Origin of the sequence: Akkermansia muciniphila, assembly GCF_040616545.1 — a bacterium.
Taxonomy (GTDB): Bacteria; Verrucomicrobiota; Verrucomicrobiia; order Verrucomicrobiales; family Akkermansiaceae; genus Akkermansia; species Akkermansia muciniphila_E.
Genome location: NZ_CP156688.1, coordinates 1,843,543 through 1,860,995, shown reverse-complemented (window position 1 = coordinate 1,860,995; position 17,453 = coordinate 1,843,543). Strand labels below are relative to the sequence as shown.

Genomic DNA, 17,453 nt, shown 5'->3' with positions numbered 1-17,453 from the left:
ACAACGGCTTCAGGATTGGTTCCATTCAGAGGAGCATCCACGGGGTACCGGACATTGCCAGCAAGCCTCCGCCGTTTCCGGCGGAGGCTTGCTGGATGGCGCCCTTGCGGGCGAAGCATGCGGGAAGGCCCTACTTGTTGTAGGAGGATTCCACGCGCGCCGCTACGTCACGGTAGCCGTATTCGGCATCATAAATCTGCTGGAAGGCCGCCAGGGATTCCTCCTTCCGGCCCAGCTTTTCATCAAGCAGGCCGATCATGTAAAGGATTTCCTTCTTGGTGTCATTCATTTCAATCAGCTCCTTGTTGGCTTCCTCCAACTGGCGCAGGGCCATGTCATGCATGTTCTTGGCATCATAGCACTTGCCAAGCAGCAGCATGGCGCGGATGCGGATATGGGGGTTGTTGCGCGCGCGCTGGAGCTCCGGAATGGCTTCCGTATAGCTTCCGCAGTCAAAGAGGGCCTGGCCAAGCTCAAAACGCGTCTGCGGGTCCGTGGGGTTGTTTTCCACGCGCTGGCGGTACAGGGCCACCTGCTGTTCAGCGGCGTCCTTGCTGAACTGGGCCAGCTGTTCCTGAAGTTCTTTGTTGTCAGGTTCCGCGGCGGCGCGTTTGCGAATTTCCTCCACCTGGGCCTTGCGGTAGCGCTCGTTCATTTCCGAAGCCTTGTTTTCCAGGGAAATGTCATTGTTGCTGAGGCTGAACGCATAGTTGTAGAAGGAATAGGCATTTGCCCAGTCTTCCATTTGTTCATAGACGCCGGCGATGTCGCGCACGACGGCCAGATCCTGCTGGTTCTGCGCATAACGGGCGGAAAGGAGTCCCAGGCGTTCTTCCAGTTCAGCGCGGGTGAGGCCCTTTTTGTCGCTCTTGTCCAGGGCATTCGTTTCCGCGGAGTTCTTCATCACGTCCTTGAAGCTCTTGGCTTCCTCCCACTTCTGCTGCTGCATCGTGGCGCGCGCCATACAGTCCTTTTCACTCTTCACGGCCAGGCTGTCCGTGGGGTCCAGCTTCACGATGTCATGGTACACCTCGGCCGCTTCCGCCGGCATGTCACGGGAAACGTAATGGGAGGCCAGCATATGGAGCATTTTCTTGTTGCCGGGATGGCCCTGGCGGACGGTTTCCAGCGCAAAGGCGGCCAGGTCCGGGAAGTCCACGTCCATGGCGGCGGTGAACAGGGCCTCGTTCACGGGGATGCTGTACGGATCATTTTCCAGTTCGTCTTCCAGGGAGGAGAGCTGGGTGGCCGCATCCTTCTTGGAGGAGGTGAGCTTGCTGGTGCTCATTTTCATGCCGCTGAACAGGCCGGCCTTCTTGGCTGACGGATTCAGCTTGATTTCACAGGCGCGCAGTGCCTTGCGGCCTTCCAGAAAGCCGGGGAGCTGCTTCACCAGGGCCTTGAGCAGGCTGACGGCGTAAGGATAATTGTTCATGTCCACCGCCTGGCGGGCGCGCACCCAAAATTCGGCCTGCTGCGGGGTCAACTGATCTTCTTTAATCGTTTCAATCATGGAACTGTTTAAGCGTAAATGGTGAGCAACGAGAGCGTTCCAAACAGGAAGCCCCCGCATGTAATAGTTTAATGCTATCAGCAGGGGAGGCATACTTCAACCTTGTTTTTTGTTCCCGTTAGGAAAAAATACGCCGCATGAGACTGGATGCTCTTTTATCCCGCTACGGGTACTGTTCCAGGCGGGAGGCGCTGGGCTGGATCAAACGCCACTCCATCACCTTCAAGGGGGAGCCATGCACCGCCCCCACGGATAAGGTACAGCCGGACGGCATTCTGCTGGACGGGGAACCGGTGGAATTCCCGGACGGCCTGTACGCGGCCCTTTACAAGCCCCTGGGGTACACATGCAGCCATGACGGAGAGGAGGGGGACGTGATTTACGACCTGCTGCCCTTCCAGTGGCGGCACAGGAACCCCGCGGTTTCTTCCGTAGGGCGGCTGGACAAGGAGACGTCCGGCCTGCTTCTCATCACGGATGACGGGAAGTTCATCCACCGGATGACATCCCCCAAACACCACGTTCCCAAGGTTTATGAAGCCGTTACGGAGGAGGACATTCCGGCGGAGGCCGTGGAGCTGTTCGCCTCCGGCGCTTTCACGCTGGCCGGGGAGGACCGCCCCTGCGCCCCCGCGGCCCTGGAAATCCTGGAACCGCGCCGCGCCCGGCTGACGCTGACGGAAGGAAAGTACCACCAGGTGCGCCGCATGCTGGCCGCCGTGGGCGCTCCCGTGGCTTCCCTGTGCCGCATTTCCATCGGCTCCCTGCGCCTGGACGGGCTGAATCTGGAACCGGGGGAATGGACTCCCATCCGCCCGGACGCGCTGTAAGCCCCTGCCCGCGCCATGTGGATACCCATTTCCGACGCTCCGATCGCCTGCTTTCCGCACTTTGAGGTGGCGGCGGAGTCCGGGGACTGGATCGTGGCGGACAAGGGGGCCCCTCTCATCGTCCATCCTTCCAACGGGAAGAAGGAACCCAATCTGCTGGAAGGCGTGGAAGCCCTGCTCATCTATGAAATCACCAATGGAGCAGCGCTTTCCCTGGTCAACAGGCTGGACCGGGAAACCAGCGGCCTGACGCTGATCGCCAAGAACAAGGCGGCGGCGCGCCAACTGGGCAGGGCCATGCAGAGGCGCCTGATGCACAAGGAATACCTGGCCATCGTCCGGGGACGGCCGGAATGGACGGAAACAGCCTGCGACGCCCCCATCCTGCGGCAGGGAGACGTGGCGGAAAGCCGCATCTGGGTCAAACAAGCTGTGCACCCCGCCGGGAAGGAATGCTCCACCGTCTTCCGGGTGGAGCGGGCATGGAATACTTCCCACGGCCCACTGGCGTTGGTCCGGTGCATTCCGGTAACGGGCCGCATGCATCAGATACGCGTGCATCTGGCGCACCTGGGCCACCCCATCCTGGGAGACAAGATTTACGGCCCTTCCGAGGAGTGCTACCTGGACTACATCCAGCACGGATGGAGCCGGGAGCTGGAAGAAAAACTCATTCTGCCGCGCCATGCGCTGCACGCCTGCCGGCTGGAGTTCCCCTTTGACGAACAAATGTTCACCGTGGAAGCGCCCCTGCCGGAAGACATGCGCAGGCTGCTTGAGGCCGGAACCCGGGAAGATTCCGTCAAACGACCGGAATGACCTCGTCCCGGTCAAAGCGGACCTTCGCCAGACGGGCGTACTTGTCCGCCTCTTCATCCCGGTAGCCCAGGGCCAGGGCGCAGAGCGCGTAATACGGGGAGTCTTCCAGCTTCAGAATGCGGTCATACGCCGCGGGGTCCATCCCTTCCAGAGCGCAGGTATCCACCCGGAGATCAGCGGCGCAGCTCATCATGAAGCCCAGGGCGATGTATACCTGCCGTTCCAGCCAGGCTTTCAGCACTTCCGGGGACTTGGAGTCCACCAGTTCAAAAATGCGGGCGCGGTACTGGTCCAGGGATTCCATGGTGACGCCGCGCACTTCCACGATGCGTTCCAGATAACGCTGCACGTCTTCCGGCTTGAAGTCCCTGCGGGCGCAGAAGACCACCAAATGGGAGGCGTCCGTGACCTGGGACTGGTTCCAGGAAGCCTTGCGGAGCTCCGCCCGCACGGCGGGGTCCTGCACGTCAAGGAACTTCCACATCTGAAGCCCAAGGGAGGAGGGGCTTAAGTGAAGGGATTCCAGAAGGGCCTCCCAGTCATCCGCCGGAATGCGGCGGTCCGGGTTGAATATCTTGGTGGCGTAACGCCATTCCAGCGTCTTGATTAATTCCTGAGCGTTCATCTTTGTTATAAGGCTTATTGGTGCAGGGCTTCCTGCGGATACCCGGCGCCGGACGACGCTCTCATGAAGGCACCCGCCATGGTTGGTCCCGTATCATTGCATCTTCCTTCTTTCCCCACCGGAATGCAAGCCAAGGTTCCGGCACAACCGCGGCGGCTCCCCTCTTATGGAAAAACTCTTTTCCTGCCGATGAAGCAAAAGGAGCGCCCGCTCTTCCGTCCGGCAACGCAATTTCTCTGTGGCAGCAGGACAGGCAACAGAAAATTTCCCTCCGCTGCGCTCCAGCAGGAATCCAGCTATAAAGACCGGAAAACCGCGCTGCGGTCAGACGGAAAGAGAAGCTTGAGCCCCGCAGGGTAAGTGAATCTGAAAGAGGCACGAACCAAACCTTCGTTCCCGGTTGGAGGTTTCCGTTCAAACCATGGCGTATTGTCCTTCTACCGCGCCTTTTGATGGCCGTGCTGCTGGGGCAACGGCCTCCGGGCCCTTGTAAGCAAAACTCCTCGCTTTGCCCCGGAAGAGATTTAAATGCGAAGGCCGGGAGGCCTCCGTTCCCAGCTGGCGGCTCCTTGCCAAACCAAGGTATATTTCCCTTCTACCGTGTTTCCTGATGGCCGCGCTGGCGGGAACAAGAGCTTGCAGAGCCTGCAATCCCGGAGAAATTCCCCCCCTGCCCCACTTAGGAAACTTCACATGGCTTCCCCTGCGAAGCACAGGGGAAACACCCTCTTCCGGAAATCAGAGGAACTTGACCGGCATGTAGTCCCCGGTCTGCTGGATCGTGAAGCTGATGCCCAGGCCGAATTCACTTTTATTCCCGTTTTTGCGCACGAACGCGCCCACGCCCAGGTACCAGGAACCCATGTTGTGGTACACGTTGTATTCCTGGATGTCCAGCTTGCCGTCCAGCAGGGAGAAGCGCCACTTGCCGCTGAAGGCCCAGGCTTCCGAAAAGCGCTGAAGGAGGCGCAAATCCAGCTGGCTGCTGTCTTCCAGCAGGGAGTGCTGGTTCAGATAACGGTGCCCAACCACGATTTCCGTGGAACGCCACGGCATGAAGCGCAGGGAGTTGTTATATTCATGGCAGCCGGAAATCTTATCCTTCCCCAGGATGGGTGCCTGCATTTCCGACCGGTATTCCATCCACGGGACGGGATTCCAGCGCATGAAGGAAAAGAGGTTGGAAAAGTCCCGCTGGTTAACCGGATCATACAGGTACGCATCCATGAACACGTCCCAGGAGAACCAGCGGTGGGAGTTGGCGTCACGGCTGGTCATCAGCATATTGCGCAGGCCGTAGCGGAATACCAGGCCCGTGGGCAGGGAATCAATTTCCGTGTACCGGCCCAGGCTCAGGGACGTCGGGTTGGTGGTGGGGGTGTCCCCGTCTATCTGGGGGTAAAGCTCATTCAGGCGGTTGGTCTTCACGTATGCCAGCGTAAAGTGGGGCTGCACGATGTGGTTCATGCCGTTCAGCCCCATGGAATCACTGTACACGGAGGAATAACGGCGGGAAAATTTGAAATCCGCATCCGTGCCCGCATAAAAAATTCCCTGGTTGAGCGGCTTGTAGTCATCCACGCCGTAATACCCCGTGTACCCCCCGCCCAGCTTGGGCGTCACGTTCAGGAAGCCCATGATTTTCTGGGAAGCGGAAATCTCATGGTAGGAGTGGAACCGGCTGAAACTGTCCGTCATCAGCATGCGGGCCCAGTAATCATAAGAGGTGGTTCCGGGCTCCATATAGTCCAGCATGTCCCGGATTTCCGTCCTCATGAAGGGGGGAACGTACTGCTTGAGGAAAGCGAAGCTGGTGCGGCTTTCATACATGACGGGGGAACGGAAAACGGGGGACTTGATGCGTTCATAACTGAACTCCGTCCGCTGGTCCGCCATGTAAAAGTTGTTGGGAACGAAACGCTGCAGCAGGGAAAAATCATTGGTGTCATCCGTGCGGGAGAGAAGCACCGTGTTATCCGGAGAAGAGTTGCGCTGGTAGATTTCCGGATAGAAGTCACGGAGCATGTACTCGTCGCTCAGCATGTTGACGTTGGCCTTCAGCCGCCAGTCCGTGCGTCCGTTTACCCGGTGGGACCACATCTGCTGAAGCGCGAACCGCCAGCGGTCCGGGTCCAGCCCTTCCCGGGATTCATCGTCCCCGGCGTTAATCTTCACCCCCTTGTCATGGGTCTTGTAAAAGGAGAGCCCCGTCATGTCCGGACAATCCTTTTCCAGCAGCACGTCGCGGATGTCCAACCCGTAGGCAAAGCCGCGCCGGGTACGGTAATCCAGATGCAGGGTGCCCAGGTAGTCCGCGGAGGGCATGCCGTTGTCCGACCATTTTTTGCCCATCAGGAACCCGTATTCATTCAGAAGGTAAGGCCCCCAGATGGACCGCATGCCAGGCAACGGAAGGTAGCCCACTTCCGGATTCAGGGAATGGCTGAGGTAGGGAAAGTAAAAGAAGGGCACGCCCCCGTAATACAGGGTCAGGTTCTTGAAGGAAAACCTGTCTTCCGGATAAACGCGTATCCTGTCCGCGGAAATCCAGGTGAGGGGGTCGCTGACGTCCTCCGCCGTAACGGAGGCGTTCAGGGCTTCCAGATAGGTATTGCCCGCGGCGTCCTTCCGGGATTCAAACTTCCCGCTGCGCAGGATCAGGCCTTCCATCTTCGCCTTGATGGCATCCGTGAGAAGCACCTCGTTCTTCCAGTCAAATTCCGCGGTATTGGCGCGGATCAGGCTGTTGGTCCGCGTTCTGCTATCACTCTGGTAAATGGCCAGGTTGCCTTTCAGAAAGACCTTGTTCTGGTCCAGGTCCGCCTGGGCGTAATCCGCAAATACTTCCACTCCCGTATCCGCTACCATGTGCACGCGCGGACCTTCAAAAATGACCTTCCTGGATTTCTCCACCCTGATGGGGCCGTCATTGGTGATGGAGATATTGGAAGGGATCTGCGGCATGAGCGTGCCGGAAAGCAGATTTCCCGCCATCTCCTCCCGCGGGGTTTCCTCCCCGGCCTTGGCGGGTGAGGAAGCGGGGGACTGCCCTGCGGGCGTTTCTGCAAACAGGGGAGCTCCGGCAATCAGAGCCGCCGCACCCCATAGCTTTGCATTCATCCCAATCATGGCTAGTCCACAGAACACTATGAGAAAGGACAAAAGACAAGCCTAATGTCACATTTCTCCGCCAGTGGAGCAGAAATTTACCGGGTCAGAACGCCGTTGGCGATGATGCCCCAGTCAGCGGCATTGCCGTCTCCGGCGTCATCCACGCGGATTTCCAGCTTCTTGCCGCCCTCCACAGCCACCTTCACGGGAATGGAGGAACCGTCCTTGAGCACGGGAGATTCAACAAGCTTTTTACCGTCCAGATACACGCCGAACCTGACGCTGCCGCGGGAGCCGAAGGGCAGCCCCACATCAGCGCGGAATTCCTTCCAGCGGCCATCCAGGTCATAGGAAAAGACGGCCGGAGCGTGCGCCAGGATGAAGTGGTCCGGCTTCCCGATCGTCCGGAAAAAGGGCACAGGCCCCAGATCAGACGGGAAAAGGGCGTCCCACAGGGGAACGGCCCAGCCCACCTGCGCCACGGAGGGCTTGCAGTCATTCAGGCTGACGCTGACGGTCTCTGCCGGAATCTGGGCCGGGGTAGCCTCCAGGGAAGGGTCCTGACGCTCCAGGGCGCGCTTCCAGATGGGGAGCCATTCCTTCACCTCCGGACGGGAGCCATGCTTGCGCTCCACCTCCGCGAGGGCTTTCCCGGCCTCATTCATGTTGCCGCGTATCCACAGGTTCTGCACGTCTCCGAAGTAAACGGCCTGGGCCAGGGACGGGGCCTTGGCGCCCTGCGCGTCCATCCACACGGGCAACGTAATCATGCTGCGGGTGCTGTCGCAATTCAGCACCGCCACCCGCATCTCAATAAAGCCGCCCTTATAGCCGGGCCGGCAGATGGTGAGGTCAAATTCTCCCTTTTCATTCAGGGAAGCCCCCACGGCATTGGAATCATAATCCGAACCGCCGGGAGGGTCCAGATGAACCACAATGCCGTAAGCAGGCCGCGTCAGGCGCACCCGGCCCTTCAGCCGCAGGCCGTCCTTGACGGGAATGGCCTCCAGCCGTTCATAGGAACCCGGAACGTACTTGCCGATCATGCGCCCGTAGGAGGCGTCAGCGGGAAGCTCCGTCTCCACCCCGTTGAACAGCGGCACGCTGGCCAGCTTCAGGGCGTCCGTAGGGGCCAGATAAGCGCCCTTCCCCTCGTTACGCAGTTCATTGCCGTACGAGGAATTGCCGTGCCCCATCAGGGAATCCCCCGCATCGGGGTAATCCCATCCGTTGCCCGTATGGGGAAGGCCGAAGGAGTGCCCCAGTTCATGGGCCGTGCCGCCGATGTAAATGGTGGCGTTCTTTCCTTTGGTCACCTTGAAGCGGCCGCCCTGCATCATCTCCGTATCCAGGAAGCTGGCAGGGTCCAGCCCCTCCTGGTCACAGGTCCAGCCCGTTCCCTGGTGGCTGAAGCCGCCCCCGTAATAAGGCCCCACGCCGTCCGGAAGCTGGCACACGATCAGCACGTGCTCCTTTTCCATGTCAATCCCCTTGGACGCCAGCACTTTCTTGGCGGCTTCACGGGAGACGGGGCCGGAACTCTGCACGTTCATCTCGCTCATGGGCTTGTCCACATAGGCATCATGGATGACCAGCTTGCCCCGGTCATCCAGGTCAAGCTGGAACGTAAGCGGGGGAAAACCGTTGGCCTTCATCTGGTCCGCGTAATAAGCCTGGATGTTTTTCAGGATGTGGTCATACCGTTCCCGGTATCCGTCCAGCGCGGGCCTGTCCTTGAACGTTACGTAAACCACGTGCAATTTTCTGGAGGATCTGGGCTTGCCCTGATGGAAGGCTTCCAGCGCCTTCCACGCGGCGCGGGCCGTGGCGGCATCCCGGGGATTCACGGTCCAGCTCACGGGCAGTCGGGTAAAACCCGCCCCCTCCGCGGGAGCGGAGGCCGGAGGCTGTGAGGCGGCTGCCTCCTCCTTCTCCCGGGCAGGAGCGTTCCACACGCCGGTCCCCAGGGCCAGCAACAAGACAAAAAAGCGTTTTGACATAAGATCCATGAACCGATGTCAGGATATACGGGTAAAGCGCAGGTGTTTTATCACCATATCATTCACCAGGCGGTTCATATTCTCGGAAAAAGAGTCGTACACCACCTCCACGCGGCAGGGGCCCGGCGTCATCACCGCCTCCACCGCCGTGGAATAAATGAAATATTCCCAGTTGCCGGAGCGGGACGTATGGGGGAAAGCCAGCGTGCCGGCGCGCCGCCCGTTCAGGTACAGGCTGCGCAGGGCGCAGGTGTTCCCGTCTGAAACGTCATACGTGCCGTTGGCAAAAAAGGCGTCCACCCTGTACACGCCGGGCCGGTCTATGTTCACGTTATAGCACAGGGCGTCCGGAGACTCCGTAACGCGGGAAAACCAGACCTCATCCCCGCTCAGCCCGCAGGGGCGCGTCTCCATGCGGGAATCCGCAGAAGGATAATCATTGGGTTCATTAAGGTAGGACTCCCTGCCGTCCAGCGCAACCGCCATCACCTGGAAATACACGTCCCCCCGGCTGGGAGAAGGCATGTAATGGCAATGCTCCGTCTGGGACACCGGAATGCCGTTCCGGTAAACGCGGTAATAATCCGCGCCGTTCACGGCCTCCCACGCGATGCCATGGCGGCTGGCCTTCCATTCCGGAGCCGCCAGGCTGCCGCCCATGTGGGCCAGGTTCACCTGCCCCGCCCCTTCCTCTCCCGGAACCAGTTCCAGCTCCACCAGCACACGGCCCTTCATGTCTGCGGAAAGCGCCGGGCGCCCCTCCCGCCCGTTCACCAGGCAGCGCGCTATCTGGTGCCCGCGGCCCTTCAGGCGCACGTCTACCGTCATGCCGCGGTATTCCAGCCCGGACAACTCATGGACTCCCTCAAAGGACTCCGGAACGCAGGGACGGAATTCCAGGGAATCCGGCAGGAGCCGGATGCCGAACAGCCCCTTGTAAAAACTGCCCAGCATCCCGGCAATACTCCAGAGCTGGCTGTCCGAACTGAGCAGCAGGCCTTCATCCAGCCCCGTTTCCAGAAGAATATTCTCCTTGTTGGTACCGCACAGCAGGGCGGCGCGCACCATGCAGGCGAACGCCAGGGCCAGGGCGGACTCATTCTCCACCGCGGCGGCGGCCTGCGCATAATACCCCTCCAGGAACGGCCACATGGCGCGGTTATGGTAGGGAGGCACGCCGTCCGGCATCTGGGGGTGGAAACAGGGAATGCCGTAAACGCAGTGGGGGAGGACGGCCACCATGCCGGCGGCATGGGAACCGTGCGCCTGCCCCAGAAGCACGCAGAGCAAATTGCCCAGGGAGTCCACCTTTTCCGACAGCACGGGATACCCGCGCCCATACAGGTACTGCCCGTACAGGGCATGCCCTGGAATCCGGAAAAACCGCTCAATCACGGCGGAGAGGGCCGCGCTTTTTTCCTCCCACTCCCGCGCCTTTTCTTCCTGCCCCAGCTCCCGGAACATGCGGGACAGCGTTCGCCGGGCCTCCACATGAAGAACCATGGTGGAAAGGCTGCATGAATCCCCGATGTCCGCGGAAGTCATCCACGCGGGATAGCTCTGTTCCCGCCAGTCCAGGAAGGAAGACTCCCCCTTCACCAGCCCCCCTGTGGCCGCAAGCACCTCTTCATCCCGCAGGCATGTCTTTTCCAGCACGCGGCAGGAACGGGACAGCCAGCCGGCATCCCCCGTGAGGCAGTAAACCTCCCACGCGGCCATTCCCCACACCACGCGGTCTGAGGAAATGGGCCAGGAGCCGCCCGTTCCGGTATCCTGCTCCACCTCCCCGTTCCGCACCCGTGCATTCAGGCTCTTCATGCAGGCATGAACGTTCCACAGGCCCAGCCCCAGGTGGGTGGCATAGGAAATATCCCGCGTCCACACGGTGGGCCAGTTGGCGCCTGTACGGAACGTCCCCTCCCCGTTGAGCAGGGAGGAGGCCTCATTCAGCGCCAGGCTGTAAGCCTTGTTAAGCACTTCAAAGCTTCCCCGGTAATGCGGGGCATTTCCGGTCTCCGGCAGGATGCGCCATTCTGAATAACGGCCGTTTTTCATCGTCTTCACCTGCCCGTCCGGCTGCACTTCCGCCCAGTGCGCGGCATCCTGGCGCACGGAATTCCCGGTCAGCGTGAACGCCTCCCCCCGGTATAGTATACGGTCTTGATCCATAAATAAACGGACGCTGCGTCCATCCTCCTTCTTAACATGGCGGGAAACTTCTGTCCCGCAGAAAATGAGGCTTACGGAGGTTCCCGGGCACAAAAAAACCGGGCTTCCCGGAAAAGGGAAGCCCGGCGCAAGAGCAAATCAACTTTAATGCTTCAACAGAGAGGAAACGGCGTCACGTTCTTCCTTCAGTTCATTGACGGTGGCGTCAATCTTTTCCTGGGAGAACGCGTCGATCGGGAGGCCCTGCACGATTTCCCAGCCGCCGTCCTTGGTGGTGCGGACCGGGAAGGAGCAGATGAGGCCCTTTTCAATGCCATAGGAGCCATCGGAACAGACGGCCACGGAGTACCAGTCGCCTTCCGGGGTCTGGGTAGCCAGGCTGCGGACGGTGTCCACGGCGGCGGAGGCGGCGGAGGCGGCGGAGGAAGCGCCGCGGGCCTTGATGATGGCGGCGCCGCGCTGCTGCACGGTGGTGATGAAGTCGCCCTTGAGCCATTCCGTATCCTTGATGACTTCCGTCACGGGCTTGCCGCCGATCTTGGCGTTGGTGAAGTCCGGATACTGGGTGGAGGAGTGGTTGCCCCAGATGGTCATGTTGGTCACTTCCGTCACATGGACGCCGGCCTTCTCGGCAAGCTGGCTCTTGGCGCGGTTTTCATCCAGGCGGGTCATGGCGAAGAAACGGTCGGCGGGAACGCCGGTGGCGTTGTGCATGGCGATCAGGGCATTCGTATTGCAGGGGTTGCCGACGACCAGCACGCGCACGTCCTTGGCGGCGCTGCGGGCGATGGCCTGCCCCTGGCCGATGAACACCTTGCCGTTGATATCCAGCAGGTCCTTGCGTTCCATGCCTGCCTTGCGGGGAACGGAACCTACCAGGAGGCACCAATCCGCGCCGGAGAAGGCTTCATCCGGATCGGAAGTGGGAACGATTTCATTGACCAGCGGGAACGCGGCATCACGCAGTTCCATTACCACCCCTTCCAGTGCATTCATGGCCGGGGGAATTTCCAGCAGGCGCAGGTTGATCGGCTGGTCCGGTCCCAGCATGCTGCCGGAAGCAATGCGGAACAGCAGGGAATAGGCGATTTGGCCGGCGGCTCCTGTAACGGTAACGGTGATAGGTGTTTTCATAACGTTCAAATTAAAAATAAACAGATCTTTTCTGTCTGGTCGTGGTTATATCACACGGAAGAGAGGCGCTCAATCAGGAACTTTTTATTTTGACAGAAAAAATCCTCTCCCCCATTATGCTTGAACATCAGCCTCGCAGCCCCTATCCTTTAAGGCAACCGATTTTTTACCATATATTTGCACTGACACCATGAATTTAACGATCATCGGCAGTGGCTACGTGGGGCTTACCACGGGCACCTGTTTTGCGGAAATGGGCCACCACGTCATCTGCGTGGACAATAATACAGAAAAAATACGCACCCTCCAATCCGGGTCCATTCCCATTTACGAGCCCAAGCTGGAAGAACTCGTGAAAAAAAACGTGGCCGTGGGACGGCTGGAATTTTCCCCTTCCATTGCGGATTCCATCGCGGAAAGTGAAGTCATCTTCATTGCCGTGCCTACCCCCCCCAATACGGACGGCTCCGTGGACCTGACCTACATTGAAAAAGTGGCGCGGGAAATAGCCCAGGTGCTGAAACCGGAAATGGGTTACAAGGTCATTGTGGACAAATCCACCGTTCCGGTTAAAACCGGGGAAAAAGTGCGCCAGACCATCAAGCGCTATGCAGGCCCCGGCGTGGAATTCGACATCGTCTCCAACCCGGAATTCCTGAGGGAAGGCTGCGCGGTGGATGACCTGCTGCACCCGGACCGCATCGTCATCGGCGCCAACTCGGAACGCGCCATGAACGTCATCAAGCGCGTTTACCAGCCCATCCTGGCCCCCATTCTGGAAACGGACGTCAACTCCGCGGAACTCATCAAGCACGCGGCCAACTCCTTCCTGGCCCTGAAAATCTCCTACATCAACGCCGTCGCCAAAGTCTGTGAAAAAACGGGCGCGGACGTGGAGCTGGTGGCGGAAGGCATCGGCATGGACAAGCGCATCTCACGCCACTTCCTCAACGCGGGCCTGGGGTACGGCGGCTCCTGCTTCCCGAAGGACGTCAAGGCCTTCATCAACATCAGCCGCACGCTGGGCATCCCCTTCACCCTGCTGGAGGAGGTGGAACACATCAACAACACCCAGCACGTCCACTTCCTGGACCAGATACGGGAACGCCTGTGGGTGCTCAAGGATAAAAAAATTGCCGTTTGGGGCCTGGCGTTCAAGCAGAACACGGACGACATCCGGGAATCCATTGCCCTGAAACTCTGTGAAAAACTCCGCAAGGAGGGAGCGGTAGTCACCGCCACGGACCCCAAAGCCATGCACACCGCCGCCCCCATTCTGGAACCGCTGGGCGTCACGCTGGTGGAAGACATGTATGAATGCGCCCGGGATGCGGAAGTGTTGATCATCGCCACGGAATGGAGCGAATACGCCAATGCGGACCTCCAGAAGCTGGCGGACGTCATGCGCAACCGCATCATCTTTGACGGAAGGAACATCCTCTCCCCGGCCAATATCAAGGCCATGGGCTTTGAATACCACTCCGTGGGCCGCCCCCCCATTGAAGAGGCATAACGCCGCCCGGGCATGATCCCGGTTCTACGCAGCATCCTTGCAAAAAGGCCCCCGGAGCGCGGAATGCTCCGGGGGCCTTTGTCATGTATTCGCTAATCCTGTTGGCCGATCAAAAATCAAACTGCAATCCCGCCCGCAGGTAAAAACCGGGATCGTAATGGTACTTCTCCAGTTCATGGCTCCCGTTGCTGGTCTTGATGGTGCCGGAATTCCCGAAGGAAAAGCCCACGTCCGTCACGATGCGGGGATGTACGCTCCCCCAACGGCCCAGCCCTATCTCCGCGCCTACGCCGGCCACGCCGGAAATCCACTCAAACTGGCGGACGCGGCGGTCATGGTGGATCGTCCATGTCCCGGAAACCACGGAAACGAACGGCCCCCACGTCAAGCCTTCGCTCACTTTATTGATGTAGGAAAGGCGGGCGCCTTCCAGCTGGAGTATCCAGTTGCGCGTTGCTTTCCATTCGAACTGGATAAGGGGGAGGATAGGGAAATCCCCCAACTGGGGATAGCAGCCTACGCCGATGCCGTAGCTGAACCGGTCATTCAAGGGACCCGCGAGAAGAGCATGGCCGCCAAAAAAGATATTATGGGTTGTCCAGGTATCGAAATCCGTAGAAATCTGCGGCGTCACGCCAAAAACCAAGCGGGTCTTCCCCGTAAGCTTGTAGGAAGCAGTCGCATTCAGCCAGACCGTGTACAGCTCGTTCACATCCATATCGCGAGCGCCTTCTCCGTTAAACCAGCTCAAACGAAGGGCCGTCGTGGCGGAAAAGCCCCAGGAACCGCTGGACATCCGGCACAGATTCAGGTCCGTCATCCAGTTCTGCACGTTCACGCTCCCATGACCGTTTCTGGAATCCATGGGGCCAAGCAGCTCAAAATAGGACTGCGTGGGGAAAATGGGTTTGGAAGCGGTCTCCCCTACCGGAGCGGGAGAGCTGTTGTACCCTCCGGAATAGGCTTCCGCATAATAGCCGGTATCATAACCGTCTGAGGAATCGGAATCCGGATAAGGCTGGGTATTCGCTTGGGCGATCACGGCCACGCCGGCCGCAAGAGAGAGACTCGACAAAAATCGAAGGGACATGCCGGGAAAGTATACATACGCTCACACGCGGTCAATCAAAAGATATACAGATGACCAATTAATTGCTACCGCGCCCGAACAGAATCGCAACCAACATCATCACGAGTACAAGAAGCAAGTACCACCGGGCCGCTTTGCTGCTCCGCACGCACGCCCCCGCACAAACAAGAGACACGACAAAACAAACCGCCGCCGCCAAAAGCACCACCCGCGCCAGCATGGGAAAATCCAGAGCCCCTGCCCCCGCCGCAAGAAGCGTCCCTACCACATACCCGCCAAACGACCACCTCAACCCCGCTAGCCAGGAAAAAGCTGATGTCTTCTGCCGACTCTCACTCACGCATCTACTGTGCCCTGCATCCCTCGAATTTCAAGCTGAAAGGCCACCCCGTATACTTCAAACTTTTCAACTTATTCTCCCGTAATAAATTAAAACAATTCTTCCATTCATTTCCTGTTGATTAGGAATAGAAAACATTTCCGCATGCAATCCTCAAAAAATCCAATAATTTCTGAGCCGTCAAGCTTTATTAAATGGTCGGGAAGACAGGATTGTAGATATTAATAATTAGATAAGTACAGCAATATGTACCCCTGATATTCGGAATAATCTTTCTTTGTCATACAAGGATATCTACTAAACCAAAGATCACAAAGAGATATATACCAGCTCTCAAAAAACGCACAAGCATTCTTTTCTGACCTCCATACTCGCCCCTTAGAAAAAAGCTTTCTCTGACCTCTACGATCATTCGCAGAGATATTTTTCCAAGTCGCCCATATTATATCTGGTAAATCCCTGACGCCCCAGATAATCCTTCGGTTGCATTTTCCGAATTTTTCCCAACCTTACCCCTTCACAAACATACGTTCTCATACGATCCCGTTTCATCCCGAAATAAGAAGCAGCTGTTTTCAAATCACACCATTCCGGGTTCACAGGGGGAGTTGAATATTCTTGTCGGATCGCCATCTTGGACAATTCCTTCGTCAGCCAATCAGACCAGTCCTTCAACAGCTCAATACTCACGGGAGCTTTCCCATCACCTCTGGCTACCAGGAGATTCAAAGGATTTTCTTCAGATTGATGGTGTATATCCCTCATGGTCGTAATTGTGAGAAAGGAACAAGACAACATATAACGTTGCCTTGAGGTACTTGATTCCTGCCCTTTTATCATGAATAAGCCAAACATGGCTATATCTCATAACATGAATCCCTCCCGCAATTATCTGAAAACATCCTGTTTCTTGTACACCACATTATCTCTTATACAGCCTGTCGTCTCTAAATCACCGAAAATGAGCTCCATGAAATGTCGGAGCCGTTCAACCATCGCCTCAAACTCTTCCACCTCGTCGAACAGCATGGGATTCATCTGCTCATAGTCCTTCATCTGTGCTTGATAACGAATGCCTTTGTGTGATTCATAGACATCGTTTCAACTCTGAAGTAGAAAGGAGCAATGAAAATGGATTCAAATGGGAGGAAAAAATGGATTGAGTACTATGAGAAAACAGGCGATGCATGCTTGACTTGCCTGCGCTGTGGAATAAGTCGTCCAACCTTGAGAAAATGGTCGAAACGTTATCTTGAAAAGGGAGAAGAAGGCCTTACAGAGAAAACTCGGCGGCCGCACCATAGCCCCAAACGTAAAATCAACGAAGAACTTACAAATCTCGTCATGGATCTTCGAAGGACTCGAAATATTGGAGCCCGGCGGCTGCAATGTGAACTTCTTTTGAATCATGACATCAGGCTCTCTCTTGGCACAATCCACAAAATACTCACATTCTCCGAGGCAAAGCCGCTTTTGAAGCAGGGGAAGAAAAGTCATTAGCGTCGTTATGAAGCCTCGCTTCCTGGGGAAAGAATCCAAATGGATACCTGCAAAATTGGCCCGAGCATGTATCAATATACAGCGATAGACGACTGCTCAAGATAAGGGTCATGAAACTCTATAAAAGACGCACAGCGGCCAATACGCTTCTCTTTTTAGAGGATCTTCTGGAAGAAATGCCCTTTCCCATTCAACGCATTCAGACAGAGGGTTAGAATTCTTTGCAGAAAGCGTCCAGAAAAAACTCATGGAGCTGCAATCAAATTCAGACCTAACAAGCCAAGGCGTCCTCATTTGAACGGGAAGGTCAAAAGATCACAGAAAACAGACAGGATCGAATTTTATGCATTGAATGACTTGCCATTCGAACAATTGGCGGAAGAGTTGGAATGCTGGCAGACAACTTATAATTACCGCAGGCCACATGGATCGTTAGGAGGAAAAACTTCTATGCAGAGAGTATGTGAGCTGTATGAAAAAACACCCTACAGCGACGAAGTTTTTTTATGCTTACGATGCATCCAAAGAAATCCTTCGAGTTGCAGATGATAAGATTGACTTGAGGGTGATGAAATTGAAACGATGTCTATGAATCACACAAATTGAAAAACCTTCTCCCTCATGCCTATGCCAGCCATCCTGACTACATTCCCAGGCTGGTTCTTGGCTCCTTCTGCGGTGTCCGTTCGCGGGAAATAGCCTGTATGGAATTGAAGAACATTCACATGGAAGGCAAGGAACTCATGATCCTCCACATGAAAACAAAAACTGAGGAACCCCGCCATCACTTGGCGGCAATACTGGTTCGC

11 protein-coding genes and 1 pseudogene are annotated in these 17,453 nt (G+C 57.4%); 4 read left to right on the top strand and 8 right to left on the bottom strand.

Translation table 11 applies throughout. The annotated features are described in order from the left end of the window. Window positions 1-130: 130 nt before the first annotated feature. On the bottom strand, window positions 131-1,513 hold the full coding sequence (locus ABGM91_RS07615; RefSeq protein ID WP_215429081.1) for a hypothetical protein: 1,383 nt from the start codon (window positions 1,511-1,513) through the stop codon (window positions 131-133). 137 nt (window positions 1,514-1,650) lie between these two features. Between ABGM91_RS07615 and ABGM91_RS07610 the strand changes: the two genes are divergently transcribed. Continuing rightward, on the top strand, window positions 1,651-2,343 hold the full coding sequence (locus tag ABGM91_RS07610) for a pseudouridine synthase (protein WP_354831060.1): 693 nt from the start codon (window positions 1,651-1,653) through the stop codon (window positions 2,341-2,343). Between the two features lie 15 nt (window positions 2,344-2,358). Then, on the top strand, window positions 2,359-3,162 hold the full coding sequence (locus ABGM91_RS07605; protein ID WP_354831057.1) for an RNA pseudouridine synthase: 804 nt from the start codon (window positions 2,359-2,361) through the stop codon (window positions 3,160-3,162). Here ABGM91_RS07605 and ABGM91_RS07600 read toward each other — a convergent pair. The 5 genes from ABGM91_RS07600 to ABGM91_RS07580 form a co-directional block, all read right to left on the bottom strand. Continuing rightward, window positions 3,146-3,787, bottom strand: a complete 642-nt coding sequence (locus ABGM91_RS07600; RefSeq protein WP_215429084.1) for an NAD(P)H-dependent oxidoreductase — start codon at window positions 3,785-3,787, stop codon at window positions 3,146-3,148. The two genes, ABGM91_RS07605 and ABGM91_RS07600, sit on opposite strands and share 17 nt — an antisense overlap. 738 nt (window positions 3,788-4,525) lie before the next feature. Next, window positions 4,526-6,907: a hypothetical protein gene (locus ABGM91_RS07595; RefSeq protein ID WP_354831055.1), complete on the bottom strand. Its 2,382-nt coding sequence runs from the start codon at window positions 6,905-6,907 to the stop codon at window positions 4,526-4,528. An 86-nt stretch (window positions 6,908-6,993) separates the two neighbouring features. Next, window positions 6,994-8,898: an NPCBM/NEW2 domain-containing protein gene (locus tag ABGM91_RS07590; protein ID WP_354831052.1), complete on the bottom strand. Its 1,905-nt coding sequence runs from the start codon at window positions 8,896-8,898 to the stop codon at window positions 6,994-6,996. Between the two features lie 18 nt (window positions 8,899-8,916). Continuing rightward, window positions 8,917-11,067 (bottom strand): hypothetical protein, encoded by a 2,151-nt coding sequence (locus tag ABGM91_RS07585; RefSeq protein WP_354831050.1) that lies wholly within the window; start codon window positions 11,065-11,067, stop codon window positions 8,917-8,919. Between the two features lie 144 nt (window positions 11,068-11,211). After that, window positions 11,212-12,201: a malate dehydrogenase gene (locus ABGM91_RS07580; RefSeq protein ID WP_290565952.1), complete on the bottom strand. Its 990-nt coding sequence runs from the start codon at window positions 12,199-12,201 to the stop codon at window positions 11,212-11,214. 190 nt (window positions 12,202-12,391) lie between these two features. Between ABGM91_RS07580 and ABGM91_RS07575 the strand changes: the two genes are divergently transcribed. Beyond that, on the top strand, window positions 12,392-13,714 hold the full coding sequence (locus ABGM91_RS07575; RefSeq protein ID WP_354831046.1) for a UDP-glucose/GDP-mannose dehydrogenase family protein: 1,323 nt from the start codon (window positions 12,392-12,394) through the stop codon (window positions 13,712-13,714). Between the two features lie 109 nt (window positions 13,715-13,823). Here ABGM91_RS07575 and ABGM91_RS07570 read toward each other — a convergent pair whose 3' ends face one another. Both ABGM91_RS07570 and ABGM91_RS07565 read right to left on the bottom strand, forming a co-directional pair. Then, window positions 13,824-14,804 (bottom strand): Amuc_1434 family mucin 2-degrading aspartic protease, encoded by a 981-nt coding sequence (locus tag ABGM91_RS07570; protein WP_354831044.1) that lies wholly within the window; start codon window positions 14,802-14,804, stop codon window positions 13,824-13,826. Window positions 14,805-15,552: 748 nt separating this feature from the next. After that, a complete protein-coding gene (locus ABGM91_RS07565; RefSeq protein ID WP_354831041.1) occupies window positions 15,553-15,909 on the bottom strand; it encodes a hypothetical protein in 357 nt (118 codons plus the stop codon). 360 nt (window positions 15,910-16,269) lie between these two features. On the opposite strand from ABGM91_RS07565, the pseudogene ABGM91_RS07560 reads away from it, so the two are divergent. Further along, window positions 16,270-17,236 (top strand): annotated as a pseudogene (locus ABGM91_RS07560) (IS481 family transposase). The last annotated feature ends 217 nt before the right edge of the window (window positions 17,237-17,453 follow it).